Annotated in this window: 18 protein-coding genes; 8 read left to right on the top strand and 10 right to left on the bottom strand. The window is 68.7% G+C overall.

Annotation, left to right across the window (positions count from 1 at the left end; genetic code table 11):
• Complete coding sequence (locus B3611_RS07895; protein WP_291314534.1) at positions 1–1,704, bottom strand: DUF885 domain-containing protein; 1,704 nt, start codon at positions 1,702–1,704, stop codon at positions 1–3.
• Between the two features lie 340 nt (positions 1,705–2,044).
• Between B3611_RS07895 and B3611_RS07890 the strand changes: the two genes are divergently transcribed.
• Positions 2,045–2,770 (top strand): LppP/LprE family lipoprotein, encoded by a 726-nt coding sequence (locus B3611_RS07890; protein WP_291314533.1) that lies wholly within the window; start codon positions 2,045–2,047, stop codon positions 2,768–2,770.
• Between the two features lie 202 nt (positions 2,771–2,972).
• Positions 2,973–4,049, top strand: coding sequence for an ROK family transcriptional regulator (locus B3611_RS07885; protein WP_291314532.1), 1,077 nt, complete (start codon positions 2,973–2,975; stop codon positions 4,047–4,049).
• Here the strand turns inward: B3611_RS07885 and B3611_RS07880 are convergent.
• Positions 4,005–4,529: a gamma carbonic anhydrase family protein gene (locus B3611_RS07880; protein ID WP_291314531.1), complete on the bottom strand. Its 525-nt coding sequence runs from the start codon at positions 4,527–4,529 to the stop codon at positions 4,005–4,007. The two genes, B3611_RS07885 and B3611_RS07880, sit on opposite strands and share 45 nt — an antisense overlap.
• 184 nt (positions 4,530–4,713) lie before the next feature.
• On the opposite strand from B3611_RS07880, the gene B3611_RS07875 reads away from it, so the two are divergent.
• The gene (locus tag B3611_RS07875) at positions 4,714–6,000 is read left to right on the top strand and encodes a dicarboxylate/amino acid:cation symporter (RefSeq protein WP_291314530.1); all 1,287 of its coding nucleotides are present in this window, start codon (positions 4,714–4,716) and stop codon (positions 5,998–6,000) included.
• Here B3611_RS07875 and B3611_RS07870 read toward each other — a convergent pair.
• Both B3611_RS07870 and amn read right to left on the bottom strand, forming a co-directional pair.
• Positions 5,997–6,941, bottom strand: coding sequence for a Sir2 family NAD-dependent protein deacetylase (locus tag B3611_RS07870; protein WP_291314529.1), 945 nt, complete (start codon positions 6,939–6,941; stop codon positions 5,997–5,999). The genes B3611_RS07875 and B3611_RS07870 overlap by 4 nt on opposite strands.
• 3 nt (positions 6,942–6,944) lie before the next feature.
• Positions 6,945–8,348 carry an AMP nucleosidase gene (gene amn / locus B3611_RS07865; protein WP_291314528.1) on the bottom strand — a complete coding sequence of 468 codons (1,404 nt, stop codon included), beginning with the start codon at positions 8,346–8,348 and terminating at the stop codon, positions 6,945–6,947.
• A 59-nt stretch (positions 8,349–8,407) separates the two neighbouring features.
• Between amn and B3611_RS07860 the strand changes: the two genes are divergently transcribed.
• Both B3611_RS07860 and trhA read left to right on the top strand, forming a co-directional pair.
• A complete protein-coding gene (locus tag B3611_RS07860) occupies positions 8,408–9,403 on the top strand; it encodes an App1 family protein (protein WP_291314527.1) in 996 nt (331 codons plus the stop codon).
• 94 nt (positions 9,404–9,497) lie between these two features.
• Entirely contained in the window at positions 9,498–10,220 is a 723-nt protein-coding gene (trhA, locus tag B3611_RS07855) for a PAQR family membrane homeostasis protein TrhA (RefSeq protein ID WP_291314526.1), read from the top strand.
• 60 nt (positions 10,221–10,280) lie between these two features.
• Here trhA and B3611_RS07850 read toward each other — a convergent pair whose 3' ends face one another.
• The 4 genes from B3611_RS07850 to bioB all read right to left on the bottom strand — a co-directional run bounded on the left by B3611_RS07850 (position 10,281) and on the right by bioB (position 12,232).
• Positions 10,281–10,607, bottom strand: a complete 327-nt coding sequence (locus tag B3611_RS07850) for a type II toxin-antitoxin system HicB family antitoxin (RefSeq protein WP_291314525.1) — start codon at positions 10,605–10,607, stop codon at positions 10,281–10,283.
• Between the two features lie 5 nt (positions 10,608–10,612).
• Complete coding sequence (locus B3611_RS07845) at positions 10,613–10,879, bottom strand: toxin HicA (protein ID WP_291314524.1); 267 nt, start codon at positions 10,877–10,879, stop codon at positions 10,613–10,615.
• 101 nt (positions 10,880–10,980) lie between these two features.
• Complete coding sequence (locus tag B3611_RS07840) at positions 10,981–11,184, bottom strand: hypothetical protein (RefSeq protein ID WP_291314523.1); 204 nt, start codon at positions 11,182–11,184, stop codon at positions 10,981–10,983.
• A 4-nt stretch (positions 11,185–11,188) separates the two neighbouring features.
• The gene (gene bioB, locus B3611_RS07835; RefSeq protein ID WP_291314522.1) at positions 11,189–12,232 is read right to left on the bottom strand and encodes a biotin synthase BioB; all 1,044 of its coding nucleotides are present in this window, start codon (positions 12,230–12,232) and stop codon (positions 11,189–11,191) included.
• A gap of 100 nt (positions 12,233–12,332) precedes the next feature.
• On the opposite strand from bioB, the gene B3611_RS07830 reads away from it, so the two are divergent.
• Positions 12,333–13,667: a M20/M25/M40 family metallo-hydrolase gene (locus B3611_RS07830; protein ID WP_291314521.1), complete on the top strand. Its 1,335-nt coding sequence runs from the start codon at positions 12,333–12,335 to the stop codon at positions 13,665–13,667.
• Between the two features lie 6 nt (positions 13,668–13,673).
• Here the strand turns inward: B3611_RS07830 and B3611_RS07825 are convergent, their stop codons facing one another.
• A complete protein-coding gene (locus B3611_RS07825; RefSeq protein WP_291314520.1) occupies positions 13,674–14,843 on the bottom strand; it encodes an alpha-amylase family protein in 1,170 nt (389 codons plus the stop codon).
• Positions 14,844–15,023: 180 nt separating this feature from the next.
• Between B3611_RS07825 and B3611_RS07820 the strand changes: the two genes are divergently transcribed.
• Entirely contained in the window at positions 15,024–15,233 is a 210-nt protein-coding gene (locus B3611_RS07820; protein WP_291314519.1) for a helix-turn-helix transcriptional regulator, read from the top strand.
• Positions 15,234–15,237: 4 nt separating this feature from the next.
• A complete protein-coding gene (locus B3611_RS07815) occupies positions 15,238–15,726 on the top strand; it encodes a hypothetical protein (RefSeq protein WP_291314518.1) in 489 nt (162 codons plus the stop codon).
• 30 nt (positions 15,727–15,756) lie between these two features.
• Here the strand turns inward: B3611_RS07815 and B3611_RS07810 are convergent, their stop codons facing one another.
• The gene (locus B3611_RS07810; protein ID WP_291314517.1) at positions 15,757–17,388 is read right to left on the bottom strand and encodes a glutaminase; all 1,632 of its coding nucleotides are present in this window, start codon (positions 17,386–17,388) and stop codon (positions 15,757–15,759) included.
• Between the last annotated feature and the right edge of the window lie 54 nt (positions 17,389–17,442).

Raw genomic sequence — 17,442 nt, 5'->3', positions numbered from 1 at the left:
CTAGCGGGTGCCCAGGATCTCGTGCTCGAGCAGCCCCATCGGCATGGAGCCGAGGCGCAGGGCGCGGTCGTGGAACTCGCGCACCGTCATGCCGGCGGCGAGGGCGTCGTACCGCAGCTGCATCCACGCGCGGTAGCCCACGGCGTACGAGGGCGCCTGCCCCGGCCACCCCATGTAGCGGTCGAGCTCCACGGCGAGACTGGACTCCGGCAGGGCGGCGTTGTCGCGCAGGAACGCCTTGGCGTACTGCGCGTCCCACGTGCCCGTCTTGTCCGGGGTCTTCTTGCGCAGGTGCACCCCGATGTCCACGGCGGTGCGGGCCAGCCGCAGCCGCCGCGACGCGAGCAGGCCCATGCGCATCCCCGGGTCCTCGAAGGCCCCGAACTCGGCCATGAGCTGCTCTGCGTAGAGCGCCCAACCCTCCCCGTGCGCGGCGTTCCAGTTCACCGCGCGGCGCCACAGGTTCAGCTCCGTGCGCTGGGTCAGGGCGGTGGCGTGCTGGATGTGGTGGCCCGGTGCGCCCTCATGGAACATGTGGGACTTCTCGTGCCAGGTGTGGAACACCTCGCGGCCCTCGGGCACGGACCACCACATGATTCCGGGACGGATGAAGTCGTCGCTTGGCGGGGTGTAGTACACCCCGCCCGTCCCGCCGCGGTTGATGGCGAAGTCGATGCGCCCCACCTCCTCCGGGGCGGAGAAGCACTCGCCGCCGAAGACGGCCATCGCCTCGTCGGTGGTCCGGGCCATCCACTCGAGCAGCTCATCGGTGCCGCGGACGATGTAGCGCTCGTCCTCGTTGAGGCGTCGATAGGCGCCCTGCACCGTGCACTCGGCACCGTACATCTCGTGGGCGAGCTCGCGCTGCTTCGCGGTCGTCTCGCGGAGGTCCTCGATTGCCCAGGTGTAGGCCTCGTCGAGGTCCACCTTCGCGCCGAGGAAGAACTCGGAGAACAGCTCGTAGCGCTCCCGGCCCACGCCGTCCTCGTAGGCGGCCTGCGGCGAGAGCTCCGTGGAGAGCCAGTCCGCCATCTCCTGGAAGGCATCCTTCGCCTCCTCCACGACGGGGCTCTCGGGCGGGACCCCCAGCGTCTCCAGGAGGGACTCGTCCTCCCCGAGCGCCTCGCACTGGTTGATCACCGCGTCGATCTGCCGGTGGGTGGCCACGTTGCCCTGCGCGGCGGCCTCGGCCAGGGATTCGCGGTAGCCGTGCAGGGAGGCGCGCACCTGCGCGAGGCGCGACTCCACGTGCTCGATGTCGCTCTCGGTCACCTTGGGCATGAGGGTGAAGGCGTCCCGGATGTGCTGCACGGGCGAATCGATGTTGTTGAGCATGCGGATGTACTCGCCCCGGTGGTGCAGGTCCAGCTCGAGGGTCATCCGCTCCCGCAGGATCGCGGCGGTGAGGTGGTCGACGGCGTCGAAGTCGTCCTCGTCGTCGGACTCGTCGGTGGAGTCGTTCAGCGCGTCGACGTCGGCTACCAGGTCGCGGATCCGGTCCGCCACCGCGTCCCAGTACGACGGGCTGAAGTCCTGCAGCTCGTGGTCGTGGCCGTCGACCCCCACCGCGGTGGCCAGGGTCGGCGACAGAGCGGCGAGGTCGTAGACGAAGTCCTCGCAGGTGGCGTCGAGCAGCGAGGGCGGCCTGTCCTCCGTCTCCTGCGTGTCCTTCAGGGACGTGGGCACGCCCATGTCTGGCTTCATGAGCGGTGAGTGTAGTGAACACGCCCCCGCAATCCCAGTTGGCGGGTGCTTGCCGACGCCCCGCGGGGTGCGGTGGGTGCGGCGCTGCGGTTGTGATGCGGAGTGCGGTGTGATGCGGGGTGCGGAGTGCGGTGCGGGCGCTGCGCGGTTGCCATCCGGCGTGATATCACGTTTCACCCACGTAGCCGTCTTGCCACCTGGGCAAACGCCGGCCGACAACCGAGAAACGTGATATCACGCCCCGCTGAGTGCCCCGCACGCCCCGCACGCCCCCCGCACTCACCGCCACCGCAGACGTAACGTGGACGCATCCGCTGGACGCACAACCAAGGAGTTCAGGATGGGCGAAACCTCCGCCATCGGCACCCTCCGCGGCAGAACCCTGCAGAAGGAGGCGAGGATGAGAGCTGGCATCGCACTGCCGCTGCTCGCCGGAGCGCTCCTGGCGGTCTCCGGGTGCGCCTCCGGGGGCCAGGGTGCGGCGGGCACGGACACGGAAACGGTGACATCGACGCGGGAGGCTTCCTCGACAGCAAGTGAGGCGCCGAGCGCGGCGCCGGTTTCGTCGACAAGCGGGGAACCCTCGACCTGCACGAACGCGCCGGCCGTCAACCCGCTGACCGGGGAGCAGCCGATCCCGATCACGTACGCCGACAGTCCCTCCACCGACGGGCGCTTCTTCTACGCACCGTCCGGGGGTGCGCCCGACTCCTGCACCCCATTGAGCTGGGTCAAGCTGTCCGGGACGAAGGGGCAGGAGGGGTCCGGCCCCGGCGCGACGGCGGGCAGCTCGGCCGAGACCGTCGCGCTGTTCGGCGACGGTGCCCTGGTTTCCGACCCGGCCCCCATCCTCGCGCGGCGCATCGAGTCGGTGGAGCGCATCGATGCCGCCACGATCCGGGTGAACTACGCGTTTCCCACGGACCAGCCCGCCGCGGTGAACGACACGGCGCCCAGCAGCGCCACCTTCCACTGGGACGGCGCGCGGATCACGGTGTCCGACAACACCCTGCCCGCGGAACTGAACGGCAGCGCCGCGACGCTCGAACTGAGCGGCGTGCGGTAACCGGGCCCTGCCGGCCTGAAGCGTGATATCACGATGTGCGCCGGAGAGCGGAACGCGACCTGGGAAAACGCCGGCCCACCCTCCCACAACGTGATATCACGCGGCGCACCGGGCCGCCCCCCAGCACAAAAACGAACAGCCCCGTCCCAAATCTTCCGCTGAAACTGGACAAAGCGGTCTACAAAACCGCTACGATGTGGCCATGCCCGCCCCAGGTCCCGCCTTCGCCGCCCCGCGCACACCGGCGGCGAAGTGCCTGCATGTGGTGCGTTTGCGCGAGGTGACGTCGAGAAGCGAGCTCGTGGAGGCGACCGGGCTGTCCCAACCCACCGTGACGCGTGCCGTCGCCGCGCTCTGCAGGTCCGGTTACGTCACCGAGCGCCCGGACCTCGCGCAGGCCCGGGGGCGGGGCCGGCCCGTCGTGCCCCTGGAGCTGGGCGATCCGCGCGCCATCCACGCCGGGGTCTCCGTGGGCACCATGTCCACCTACGTCGCCCTGTTCGACCTCAAGGGGCGCGCGCTGCGCGCGGTGGACATTGACATTCCCGTCGCGGAGCTGAGCGAGGACGACTTCATCCAGCACATCATGGCCGGCCTGAACCGGCTGCGCGCGGGCCTGGACAGGCCGCTGGCCACGATCGGGGTGACCACCTCCGGCACCGTCACCGAAGCCGGCGAGGTCCACGCCCCCAACCTCGGCTGGCGGGGCGTGGACATCGGCGCGCAGATGCGCGCGCAGTTCGGCGTCCCGGTGGTGGTCACATCGGCCGCCGCGGCGATCGTCGGCAGCGAGGTGCAGTCGCGCGACGACCTGGACACGCGCAGCGTCATGGCACTCTTCGCCGACGACTCGATCGCCTGCGCCGTCACCTCGGGCGGCGGCGTGCGCCCCGTCGCCGTCGCCCGCGAGGACCTCACCACGCAGGGGCTCGTCGATGAGATTGCCATCCCCGGCATCCGCACGCTTCACGACGCCCTTACCACCCCCGAGCACCACACCACCGCCCGCGCGGCCCTCGACCACCGCGCCTGCCGGCTCGGCGCCCTGACGGCCCGGCTGCACGCCGAGCACTCCCCCGCCACCGTGGTGGTGGCGGGATCGGCCTTCATCGACGACCCGGGCGCGCCCGCCCCCTTCGCCCGCGCGGTGCGCGACAAGATCCCCGGCGGCGTGAACCTGCGGATGATCCCCACGCACCGGGAGATGGTGCGCGACATCGCCCGCGCGGTGGCGCTAGACCTTGTGCTGCGTGAGCCCCTCGCGGTGGCGGCGCCCTAGCTCGACGTATGAGGCGGCGTGGGCGAGGCGGTCGGCGCGGGTGGACGGCTCAAGCGTCTTGCGCACCTTCGCCGGCACCCCGGCGGCGACGCTGAAGGCGGGGATCTCCTGGCCCTCCAGCACGACCGCGCCCCCGCCCACGATGCTGCACTCGCCCACGCGGGACCCGGAGAGCACCGTAGCGCTCATGCCGACAAGGCAGGCCGGTTCGACGTGGCAGCCGTGCACCATGGCCAGGTGACCCACGGTGACGTCGTCGCCCAGTACCGTCTCGCCCCCGGTGTCCACGTGCAGGACAGCGCCGTCCTGGATGTTCACCCGTGCGCCGATCCTGATGGGGCCGACGTCGCCGCGGATCACCGCCCCGGGCCACACGGAGCAGTCTTCGCCGATGACCACGTCACCGATGATCGTGGCCTCGGGGGCGACGTAGGCGCTGGGGTGGATGGTGGGGCGGGTGCCCTCGAAGGCGTAGATCATGGTCGGCTCCTGGTCCGGCGGGTGGCGGGTGGTGTACGTGCCCAGCCTATCCCCCGAGCCATGTCGTACAGACCAGTCTATTTAAACCACGTCCCGCGCCGGGAATAAACCGGCCCAGTACGGTGTACTATCCTGTGGAACCTCAGCGAGAATAGACCAATTGGTCTAGACAAGAAGGAGCATCATGCACCTACCCAAGTGGGCCACCGGATTCGGCGCCCAGGTCATCGCCGGCCTCGTCGTCGGTCTCTTCCTCGGCTTCATCGCCCGCGAGGCGGACATCGGCTGGCTCACCGGCACCCTGGCCTGGGTGGGCACCACCTACGTCCAGCTGCTCAAGCTGCTCATCCCGCCGCTGGTCTTCACGGCCGTGGTCACCTCCGTGGCCAACCTGCGCAAGGTGACCAACGCCGCCCGCCTGGCGGTGAACACCCTGATCTGGTTCGCCGTCACCGCCTTCTTCTCGGTGGTCATCGGCATCGTCGTCGGGGCGGTCCTGCAGCCGGGCGCCCACTCCTCCGTGGACGCGTCTTCCGCCGCGGACCCATCCACCACGGGTTCGTGGCTGGCCTTCCTCCAGTCCGTCGTGCCGGCCAACATTCTCGGCCTGGGTGCGAAGGCCGCAGAGGACGGCGCCATCGCCCTGAACTTCAACGTGCTGCAGATCCTCGTGCTTTCCCTGTTCATCGGCATCGCGGCAGTGAAGGCCGGCAAGGCTGCGGAGCCCTTCATCGCCTTCGCCGAGTCCTTCCTCTCCGTCATCCAGGTCGTGCTGTGGTGGATCATCCGCCTCGCCCCCATCGGTACCGCGGCGCTCATCGGCAAGGCCGTTGCCACCTACGGGTGGAACGCCCTCGGTTCCCTCGGCATGTTCGTCCTGGCCATCTACCTGGGCCTGGCGCTGGTCATCTTCGGCCTCTACCCGGCCATCCTGGCGCTCAACCGCATCCCCGTGGCGGATTTCTTCCGCCGCGTCTGGCCGGTGACCACCCTGGGCTTCGTCACCCGTTCCTCCATGGGCGTCATGCCCGTCAACCAGCGCACCGTCGAGGAGTCCATGGGCGTGCCGCCGGAGTACGCTTCCTTCGCTATGCCGCTGGGCGCGGCGACCAAGATGGACGGCTGCGCCTCCATCTACCCGGCCGTGGCGGCGCTGTTCGTGGCCCAGTTCTACGGCATCCCGCTGAACTTCACCGACTACGCCCTCATCGTGCTCGTCTCGGTGCTGGGCTCCGCGGCCACGGCCGGCACCACCGGCGCGACCGTCATGCTCACCCTCACCCTCTCCACGCTGGGCCTGCCGCTCGCGGGCGTGGGACTACTCCTGGCCGTCGAGCCGATCGTGGACATGGGCCGCACCGCGGTCAACGTCACCGGCCAGGCGCTCGTCGCCGCGGTGGTCTCCAAGCGCGAGCACATCATCGACGAGCGCGCCTGGCAGGACGAGCCCGCCGTGGCGCACGCCGCCTAGAGCTCCAGCTCGTCGAGCACCTGGTCGAGGGCATCACCCACCCGGGAGCGCCACAGAGTGGTCGCCTTCGGGTCCGCGCGCCCCGGCCCGCCGTTGATCACGGCCACCGGTTTGCCCTGCTTGAGCGCATCCAGCACGAACTTGTAACCGCTCATCACCGCCAGGGAGGTTCCCAGGGCGATCACGCTTGTCGACGCCCCCAGCCACTCCTCCCCCACCGCCCGGCGCGCCCGGGGCACGGCCTCGCCGAAGTACACGACGTCCGGCTTGAGGCGCTGCCCGCCGCAGCGCACGCAGCGGATCATGTGGAAACGCTCCACATCGCCCGGGCGCAGCTCCACGTCGCCGTCCGGGTTGATCATGGATCCCGTCACCTCCACCGACTCGACGTAACCGGGGTTGGCGGCGGCGAGGCGGGCGTCGAAAAGCGGGCGCTCCTCCTCGAAGCCGCAGTCGAGGCACACGACGTGCTCCATGTCACCGTGCAGCGCGAGCACGTTCCCGGTGCCGGCCTGCGTGTGCAGCCCGTCGACGTTCTGCGTGATCACGCCGGTGAGTAGCCCGGCGCGCCCGAGCTCGGTGACGGCGAAGTGGGCGCGGTTCGGCGCCGCGGCGCGCATGTGGCGCATGCCCACGAACGCGCGGGCCCAGTAGCGGCGCACCTGCTCGGGGGCGTGGGCGAACTCCTGGTAGGTCATCGGCCGGCCCTTGGTCAGCCGGCCGCCCTCGGAGCGGTAGTCGGGGATGCCTGACTCGGTGGACATCCCGGCGCCGGTGATGACCAGCACCTTCGGGTCGCGCAGCTGCGCCACCACGTTGCGCAGCGCCACCGCCGGGTCAGTGGGGGTGGCGGTCTCCTCCACCACCCGCTCGATGGAGCGCACGGCGCTCCGGTGCGCCATGGCGATGGCGGGGTCGTCGAAACGCGTTCTGTCGTCCATGGTCTAGCGGAAGGGCACTTCGCCGATGGTGCGGCGCAGCTTGCGCGTGCGGAGGCGCTGCGGGTTCTTGGCTAGGCGCTCCATCGCCCGCACCGCGCACATCACGTGCGCCTCCTTGGAGTTGGAGTAAAAGGCCTGCGCGGCCGCCGGGAGTTTGGGCACGGCGTGCAGCGGCAGGTCGGACACGGCGAGCAGGGTGCCGTAGGGCACGCGGTAGCGGTATCCGTTGGCGGCCAGGGCGCAGGATTCCATGTCCACCGCGACGGCCGTCGAGCCGCGCAGCCACTCCCACAGGTCGCGCGGCGTCTTCCACTCCCAGTTGCGGTCGGCCGTGGACAGGACGGTGCCGGTGCGCATGAGCTCGGTGTCCTCCCCGTAGACCTTCTGCACGGCCTTCTCGAGGGTCCGCTGGATCTCGGGAACCGCGGGTATGGGCGAGTCCGGGCGGATGTTCTCGTCCAGCACGTGGTCGTGGCGCTCGTAGGCGTTGCCGAGGATGAGGTCGCCGATGCGCATCCGCCCGTCCAGGCCCGCGCAATGGCCGATCATGATCCACGCCTCGGGGCGCAGCACGGCCAGCGAGTCCGTGATGGTCTTCGCGTTCGAGGGCCCCACGCCGATGTTGATCATGGTGATGCCGTCGCCGTCGTCGGTGATGAGGTCGTATCGCGGCATCTGGTAGCGCGAGGCGAGGTCGAGGTCCTCGAAGGCCACGGTGTCCGAGACCGTCTCCCCGTTGGGCAGGCGCAGCGCGGTGTAGCGCGTCTTTTCCCGGGCGAGCTCACGCAGGCCGAAGCGCACGAACTCGGTGACGTGCATCGCGTAATTGGTGAACAGGATGTACTTCTGCAGCGAGTCCACCTCGATGCCCGTGTAGTGCTCCAGGCGGGCGCACGCCAGGTCGAAGCGCTGCGGGCCGAAGTGGAACAGCGGTTTCTCCGCGCCGTGGAAGGCCTCCCAGTGCCCGTCGACGATCGCGTCGTGCACCGAATCCAGCGTGGGACGGGGAACGGAGTCGGAGCGCGAGGCCCGCACCTCGCTGAGCCCCTCGATGCCGCGGATGTACTCCGGCGGGATGGCGGTGTCCGAGTACCCGACGGTAATCTCCGCGTCGTAGTTCGCGCAGAGTGCCCCGAGCTGGGCCCGCAGGTAACCCGCCATCAGGCCCGGCTTGGACACCACGGCCGAGTACACCCCGGCCTCGTCGACGTAGCCGAAGGGTTCGGTGCGGTCCACCGGGGCCCACTCGCGGATGTCCACGCTGATCTTCGGGTACAGCACGTCCCGGTACGCCGAGTAGTCCTCGCCCGCGATCACATCGCGCGCCAGGGCGCACGAGGCCTCGTACAGCTCGATCAGCTTGTCGACGGCCCCGTCCACTGTCTCCCCGCTACGCGCTCTTTCCATGCCTCCCCACCCTACTGAAAGCATTGGTGCTCCCCCGCCCCCCACTAGACTGGATGCCCATGGGAATCGCGGATGTGGCCCGGTGGGCGGAAGGTCGGATGCGGCGCGCGGGGGTGCGTCGTAAAGCGGGCGCGTCGTGCGTGCCCACCGTCACCGGGTTCACGGGCTACGGCAGCCCGGAGCGCGCCCGCGTCGTCGGCCGGGTGCTCATGGAGGACCCCGCGAGCGTGGAGCCCTCCTCCACCCTCCAACGCGGCTACCGGCAGTTCCTCACCACCCCCGTGCCGTGGATCCCCGTCACCGTCACCCTCGGGGAGAAAACTGTCCAGACGCGGGCCAACGAGGAGGGCTACATCGAGGTCCTCATCGAGGACCACGGCCTCGAGCCGGGCTGGCACGACGCGCGCATCAGCGTTGCGCTTGGCGGCGGCACCTCCGACGCCCCGGTGCAGATCATCCCCGACTCCGTGACCCACGGTGTTATCGCCGACATCGACGACACCATCATGATCACCCAGCTGCCCCGCACAGTCATGGCGGTGTGGAACTCCTGGGTGATCCGCTCGGAGAACCGCCGCCCCGTGGCGGGGATGGCCCGCTTCCTCAGGGAGATCCGCGCCCCAGAGGAGCCGGTGTTCTACCTCTCCACCGGTGCGTGGAACACCTACGACATGTTGCGCGACTTCATGCGCCGCCACGGCTTCCCCGCCGGTCCGATGCTCCTCACCGACTGGGGCCCGACCCCCACCGCCCTTTTCCGCAGCGGACCCGAACACAAGCGGGTGCAGCTGCGCAACCTGCTCATCGACTTCCCCCACATCACCTGGACCCTCGTCGGCGACAACGGCCAGCACGACCCGATGATCTACTCCGACGTCGTCTTCGAGCACCCCAACCGGGTCAAGCTTGTGGCGATCCGCGAGCTCACCCCCTCCGAGCACATCCTTGCGCACGGCACCGCCCGCACCATCGAGCAGCCGGGTGACTACTGGGAGATCCCCGCGATCTTCGGCAAGGACGGGGACGAGCTGCTGCGGGAGTACGAGGGGCTGTAGGGGCTTCGGACGCGGGCCGGGGTGAGGCGCGGCGCGCAACCGTTTCCCCCCGTAATCCGGAGTTTGGCCGGCTGCCCGAATGTAGAATTCGGTCATGCGTTGTGACGCCGTCCATGACCCCGGTGCGGAAGCGCCTGCGCCCCACCGCCCCCGATTCGACCGCGGCCCCCGCCCGCTGCTACGCGGCATACTCCACGAACGATCGACGTGGGCGTTCATCGGTTCGAGCATCCCGCTGATCGCGGTGACCGCGCACCTGCACGGGGCGGCCACCGTCACCTGGATGACGGCGCTCTACACCCTGTGCCTCATCGGGTCGATGGGCGTCTCGGCGCTGTATCACCTGGGCCCGTGGCGCAGTGAGTCCTCGGTACTAATGTGGCGCCGTGCCGACCACGCCATGATCGCCGTGTTCATCGCGGGCACCTACGGGCCCGTGGCGGTCACCGCGCTACCCCCGGGCCGCTCGACGCTTCTGCTGGGCCTGTGCTGGGCGGGCGCGCTGTTCGCGGTGCTGCTCAACGTGGTCTGGGTCCATCACCCCAGATGGCTGGGCGTGTCCGTGTACCTGATCCTCGGGTGGCTGGTCATCTGGGAGATCCCCGATCTGTGGGCTGGCGTCGGCCCCGCGGTGACGCTTCTGCTGGGGGCCGGCGGCCTCGTCTACACACTCGGCGCGCTGGTCTACGCGCTGAAATGGCCCAACCCGTCGCTGCGCGTGTTCGGATTCCACGAGGTGTTCCACGCAGCGACGATCATTGCGGCGGTGCTGCACCAGGTGGCGATCTGGCTGACGGTCACCTCTACCGGTGTGTAACCCAGGTCCTCTGGTAACGGCCCAGCTTCAGCGCCGCCCGGGATTCTCTCGAGGATCTCGCTAGGCGGACGCGAGCTTCTGGTTGACCAGGGTGTTGAGGGAAACCCCCTCCGTCTTGGCCATGATCACAAGCTTCCGGTGCAGCGACGGAGAGGTGCGGACGTTGAACCGCCCGGAGTAGGTGCGCCCACCGAGAGGGGCGGGGATCTCCTCCCCGGACTGCTCCATGTCCTCGACGACCTCGGAGACGAGGTCGAATAGCCCCGACTCCGCCTCCTGGCGGCCGGGGGCCAGCCATGAAAGGGAGGGGAATTCGGCGACGGTGGCGACGAACTCCTGGTCTTCCTCGGACCAGGACACCTGGTAGGTGTACTTGTTGATGTCCATTGACGCTACTCCTCTTCTTCCCTGGCGATGCGCATGAGATTGTCAATGGCCTGCAACACCTGACCCACCTGATATGGCTTCGCTTTGCCGTTGGCGTTTTGGATGTTCACGCGCGGGTTTCCCGGCCACGGAGTCTTGTAAGTCTTATGCGACGTCTTCCTTGATTTACGGCTTTCAAAGTAGTGGTCACACACCTTTTCCAACTCGGAAAAAGAGATGTTGGCTGGAGCCCTCCTCATTTTCTCCACGATGGAATCGATGTTGCCACCCACTCTGCAAATAGTACCACGGGCGGTACCATGCGGGCCAGCATCAGTAGCGGGGCAGGGAGCAGGGGAGTCGCCGCCCAACACCGGTCCGGCGGTGCCGACCCCTACCGCTCCAGCCACTCCGACCGGAACACCCCGTGGCGCGAGCACGCCGCCTCCCACCCGAAGGGGTTGATCTTCACCACCATGCGCCGCTCACACAGCGGGCAGATGCGCGGGGCGTCGTAGGGGCGCTCCGGGTTCAGGCGGAAGGCGGTCTCACCGGAGAGGATCGCATCGGCGAGCTCGGTGCTGTCGGGAACCCGCACGGCCCTACAGCGCCTTCAGGGTTTCTTCGACGCTCGTGGCAACCGGGGTGATGCCGAGGTTGCGGCCCGGCGCGATCCTGTCGACCAGGTCGCGGTCGCGCTCGATGGGGCGGCCGAGGGTGGTCAGGTAGTTGCCGCCGATGATGGCGTTCGCGCCGCCGAGGAGGCCGGCCTCGGTGCCGTCGTCGCCAAGCGCGAGCTCCGTGCCACCCGCGAAGCGCAGTTGCGCGGTGGGCATGGCCAGGCGGAACGCCGCAACGGCGCGCAATGCCTCGCCCTGGGGAACAAGCGGGCGGTCGGCGAAGGGGGTGCCGGGGCGGGGGTCGAGGAAGTTCATGGGCACCTCGTGCGGCTCGACCTCGGCAAGCTGGGCGGCGAACTCCGCGCGCTGCTCCAGCGTCTCACCGAGGCCGATGATGCCGCCGCAGCAGGTCTCCATGCCTTCGGCGCGAACGTACTCGAGGGTGTTCTTGCGCTCCTCCCAGGTGTGGGTGGTCACCACGTTGGGGAAGAAGGAGCGGGCCGTCTCGAAGTTGTGGTTGTAGCGGCTCACACCCATTTCGCGCAGCTGCTTCGCCTGCTCCCGGGTGAGAATGCCCAGGGAGGCGGAGATGGAGATGTCCACCTCGTCGTTGATGGCGGTGATGGCCTCGCGCATCTGGTCCAGCAGGTTCTGCGTCGGGCCCTTCACGGCGGCGACGATGCAGAACTCGCTCGCGCCCATCTTCTCGGACTGCTTCGCGGCCTCGACCAGCTCGGCGATGTCGAGGGTGACCGCGCGCACCGGGGACTCGAAGAGGCCGGACTGGGAGCAGAAGTGGCAGTCCTCGGGGCAGCCGCCTGTCTTCAGCGAGATGATGCCCTCCAGGCTCACCTCCACACCGCAGTGGCGGATGCGCACCTGGTGTGCGAGGTCCAGCAGATCCTGCAGGTGCTCGTCGGGGAGGGTGAGCACCTCGAGCAGCTCGGCCTCGTTGAGGCCCTCCCCCCTCTCCAGGACCTTCTCGCGTGTGATGTCGAGGATCGGGGCGGTGGTGGGTGCAGACATAATTGAACTCCGTTCAGTCGAGGTGGGGACACTATAACCCAGCCATTGAACAGTGTTCAGCAAATCCCCGGAAACCGCCTCCGTGGGTAACGTCTTTCCCATGCCCACCACCGACAACTCACTCACCAATTCCGCGATCGCCCTGCTGAAGGAGCTGGTCCGCAACGGGTGCGTCAACGACCTCACTCCCGACTCCGGCCAGGAGGTCCGAAACGCCGAGACGCTCGAGCGCTTCTTCGCCGGTACGGATGTCACGGTGCAGCGCTTCGAACCCCGCCCGGGCCGCGTCTCCGTCGCCTTCACCGTCGAGGGCTCCGACCCCGGCGCGGAACCCCTCACCCTGCTGGGCCACACCGACGTCGTCCCCGTGGACGCCGAGAAGTGGACCACCGACCCCTTCGGTGCCGAGGAACGCGACGGGCGCATCTACGGCCGCGGCACCACCGACATGCTCTACATCACCGCCGCGATGGCCGCCGTGACCCGCGGGGTCGCCGCCTCAGGCCTGAAACCGAGGGGCACCCTCACCTTCGTGGGCTGCGCCGACGAGGAGGCCCGCGGAGGGTTCGGTGCCGGCTGGCTCGCGGAAAACACCCCCGACGCCTTCAGCTGGCGCAACTGCCTCTCCGAGGAGGGCGGCTCCCACCTCCCGGTCCGGGACGGTTCCGACGCGCTGATCGTGGTCGTGGGTGAGAAGGGCGCCGCCCAGCGACGCCTCACGGTCCACGGCGACACCGGCCACGGTTCCGCACCCTACGGCCGGGACTCGGCGGTGGCCCTGATCGCGGAGGTGGCGCGTCGAGTAGCGGCGCTCGAACCCGAGGTGCGTTCGGACGATCTGTGGGAGGGCTACGTGCGCGCCTTCCGCTTCGACCCCGAGACGGAGCGCGCGCTTCTCGACGGCCGGAATTACCCCGCCCTCGGCGACCTCGCCCGCTACTCCCACGCAATGAGCCACCTCACCATCGCGCCCACGGTGCTCAAGGCCGGTTCGGCGATCAACGTCCTGCCCTCCTCCGCCCACCTGGAGCTGGACATCCGGCCCCTCCCGGGGCAGACGCAGGAGGAGATCGACCAGTTGCTCCGCTCGGCCCTCGGCGACCTCGCGGACCGCGTCGAGATCGAGCACCTCATCACCGAGGACGCCACCGTCTCCCCCACCTCGGGCCCGCTCTACGACGCCATCGTGGATACCTTCGGTGAATTCTTCCCCGGGGTCCCCGTCGTGCCGACCATCGCCGCCGGGGGCTCCGATCTCCGCTTCGCCCGGAAGAAGGGAGGGGTGGGCTACGGCTTCGCGCTGCACGCGCGCGAGCGGACGCTGGGCGAGGTGCTCGACCTGCTGCACAGCCACGACGAGTACGTGGAGGTGGCCGACGTGGAGCTCACCACCCGCGCGTACCGCTCGCTGGTGCGACGATTCCTGGGGGTGTAGTCCCGCCTACTGCCACTCGTAGAGGGTCTCGTCGTCCCGGGTGCGGATGCGCACCCCCGGGGACGGGGTGAGCCAGGCGTCGGTGAGCAGCTCCTCGTCCCCCGCGAAAGCCCGCAGCGTGATGGTCTCGTTGGTCTTGTCCAACACCTCCACCGCCCCGCGGGTGAGCCACGGGTGGCGGCGGCGCAGGCCGATGAGCGCCTGGTGCTGCTCGTAGACCCAGTGCCCCAGCGGGGAAAGATCCTCCGGCGTGGCGGGCAGGGCGGGGCGCACGGCGTCGTCCGCCTCGAAGCCCTCCGTGCGCAGGCCCTCGAAGCCCTGTTCGTCGCCGTAGTAGATGCTCGGCATCCCCGGGACCGTGATGAGGATCGCCAGGGCCACGATCGCCCCGCCCTGGCCGACCTTGCTGGCGATGCGGTCCACGTCGTGGTTGCCCACGAACGTGTTGGGCAGGATCCTCTCCGCGATGGTCTGGTGGCGGCCCAGCGCGTGGTCGAGCTCCCAGAAGTTCACGTCGTGGATCGAGGACCAGAGCGCCTTCCACAGCTCGTACTGCGTCACCGAGTCCATCGTCCCGGCTTCGGCGATGCCTGCGTAGTCGCCGTGGATGACCTCACCGAGGAACATCGCCCCGGGGAACTCCTCCCGCACCCTGCCGATCACCTCGCGCCAGAACTCGGCGGGAACGGCGTACGCCACGTCCAGGCGCCACCCCGCGATGCCGCGGCAAAGCCAGTACTTCATGATGTCGGCGACCATCTCCACCACCCGTTCGTCGGAGTGGTGCAGCGTGGCCAGCTCGTCGTGGCCCTCCCAGCTGGTCTCACCGGCGAGGCCCTCCGCCACGGCCGGGTGCGTCGCGGCGACGTGGTTGAACACGCCGTCGAGCATGACGCGAATGCCGCGGGCGTTGCACTCCTCCATGAGCCAGTCGAAGTCCGAATCGTCGCCCAGGCGCGAGTCGATGGCGTAATGGTCCAGGGTGTCGTACCCGTGGCCCACCGACTCGAAGATCGGGCCGAGCAGCAAACCGTTGCAACCGAGCTCGATGAGGTAGTCGAGCCAGGGGCCGAGCTGGCGCAGGCGGTGGCCGGCGTCGACCTCCTCACGGTTGCGCACGGGCGCGCCGGTCGCCCCGAGGGGGTACACGTGCCACCAGATGGTGTCGTCGATCATCGCTACTCCTTGTCCGACGGAAGTGGTCATAGCCAGGCTACGTTCCCGTAGCGCGGTTGTCGGCAGGTCTCCGCTTTTCGACGTACCCGTGACCACCCCCTTACCTATTTTGACAATTATCCTTTACACCTAGTCGCGTTTTGTTTATGGTGTGACTACACGCGTTGATAAGGAGCGTTCATGACGGAACACGACAACATGGTCCGGAAATGGCGCCGGTGGCACGAGATGTCGCAACAGGACCTCGCCGATCGGGTCGGGGTCTCGCGGCAGACGGTGGCCAACATCGAGCGGGGCAACTACTCCCCCTCGGTCCACCTGGCGCTCGACATTTGCAGGGTCCTCGGAAAAACCGTCGAGGAGATCTTCGGCGACGAACAGGAAGGGTAGAACAATGCAGGCACTGAAAAACTTCGGCGACTACGCGGTCCGCACCACGGAGGCCACGGCCGACGACGAATACCAGCGCACCATGCTCCACAAGGCCAACACGGTGGCGGTGGAGGCGGAGCCGTTCGTCCTCGCGCTCGCCTTCGCGTTTCTGGCGTGGGTGCTCCCCGGGTACGACTCCCTCTATTCCGTCCTCGTTATCCTCCCCACGGTGTGGGCCCAGCTCGTCGCCCAGTCCTGGCTGCGCAACTACGCCCCGCGCCCCCGGGCCCGGCGCCTCCTCACCCGGGCGAACGCGCCCTTCTTCCTGCTGTGGATCATTGGCATGGGCGGCATCGCCTACAACGCGTTTGGAAGCAGCGCCAGCGCCACGTTCGGAATGGTCGTCGGTGCGGTCGCGGCGACCGTGGCCCTCCTGGTCTTCGGCCCCAGGACCGCCGCGAAGCGGCGTCAGCAGGACGAGCACCGGCTCGACGCCCAGCTGGAGGATTGACGCCCGCGGAGGGCGTCGACAAGCGGGAAGCTAGCTCTCCGACCGCTTGATCAGCGGCTGGAGGCGGCCCGCGAGGCGCCTCCTCCACCCCTCGGTGATCTCCGAGTAGTGCTCCTCGTGGGGCTTGAGGCCCCGGTGGGTGAAGCGGACGTGCGTCTCACCGTCATCGCCGTCCTCGAGCTCGCAGATGATGTCGGTGTCGCGCCACCCGTTGTCCTCGTCACCGTGGCCGGAGGGTTCCACGTGCCACACCAGGCGCTCGCCCTCCTTCGCCTCCTCGACGGTGAACTCGCTGTGGTCCTCGGTGCTGAGCTGGAAAGAAGCGTCGCCCTCGACCGGCTCGTCCCACCACTCCCCGGGGTTGGAGATCGCGCGGTAGACCTCCTCGCGCGTGGCCGGGACCTCGAAGGATGCCGAGAAGTCCTTGATGGCCTCCACGTAGGTGCCGTCGGAGAACTCGTAGTCCGGCATGGCGCCGTCGGGGTCGTAGATCTTCACGTCGCAGCCCGCGTCGCGGAACTCCCGGAAGCCCTCCTTGATCAGCATGCGCCCCGCCTTGTTGAAGCTGGTCACCCCCGACACGTCGAGCACCAGGTTCTCGCCCACGAGGTTCATGTCGGTGAGATCGTGGAGGATCTTCTCGGCCGCGGTGAAGTTGATGGTGCCCTGCAGCTCCACCACGGTGCGCTCCTCGCCGCGGTCGACGGACTTGATGCCCGGCGCGGCGTAGTAATCCGAGGACATCAGGTTCAGCCCCAGCGAGTTCGACAGCTCGCGGAAGATCTTCACCCCGCGCACGGAGTTGCCCTGCTCGTTGAGCCGCGGGCTAAACGACGCCATCCCCAACTGCCCCGGCATCGTCCCGATTAAACCCCCGGCCACCCCGGACTTTGCCGGGATGCCCACGCTGACCATCCACTGGCCGGAGCCGTCGTACATGCCCGCCGACGTCATCACGGCCTGCGTGACGCGGCACGACTTCGCCGACAGGACCCACTCACCCGTGACGGGCTGCACCCCGCCGTTGGCCAGGGTTGCGGCCATCACCGCCAGGTCGTTGACCGTGACCATGATCGAGCACTGCTGGGTGTAGCTGTTCACGGCGTCGTGGGCGGCGTCCTGCACCATGCCGTGCTCGCGCAGCAGGTGGGCGATGGCGAGGTTGCGGTGTGCCGTCGCCAGCTCGTTGGTGACGATGTCCCCGTCGATGCGCAGCTCCCGCCCCGCCAGGCGCGACATGAACGCCCGGATCTTCTCCACCCGCTCCTCCACCGTGGAGTGCGCGCCGTTGATCAGCTGGTTGACGGTGATCGCGCCCGCGTTGATCATCGGGTTGGCGGGTTTGTGGGTGACCTCGTCCAGCGAAATGGCGTTGAAGGCCTCGCCCGAGGGTTCCACGCCAACCGTCTTGTGCACCTCCTCCGGTCCCAGCTCCTCCAGCGCCATCGCGTAGACGAACGGTTTGGAGATCGACTGTATGGAGAACTCGTCGTCCGCGTCTCCCACCGCGTAGAGGTGGCCTGTGGTGGTGCACACGGCGAGTCCGAGCTTGTCGGGGTCCGCGTTTCTCAGGTTCTCGATGTAGTCGGCCACCGCGCCCCCGTCCTCGTCGCGGACGAGGTTGAGGATGCGGTCGAGGTACTCGGGCACGGGTGTCGGCATGCGGGCCAGTCTACGGGGCGGTTTTGGGGGCGGTTTTGGGGCGGTTTGCTCCAG

The sequence above is a fragment of the Corynebacterium sp. UBA2622 genome (assembly GCF_002339505.1).
GTDB lineage: Bacteria > Actinomycetota > Actinomycetes > Mycobacteriales > Mycobacteriaceae > Corynebacterium.
The sequence above is the reverse complement of the archived record's forward strand: the minus strand, read 5'-3'. Positions and strand labels throughout refer to the sequence as shown.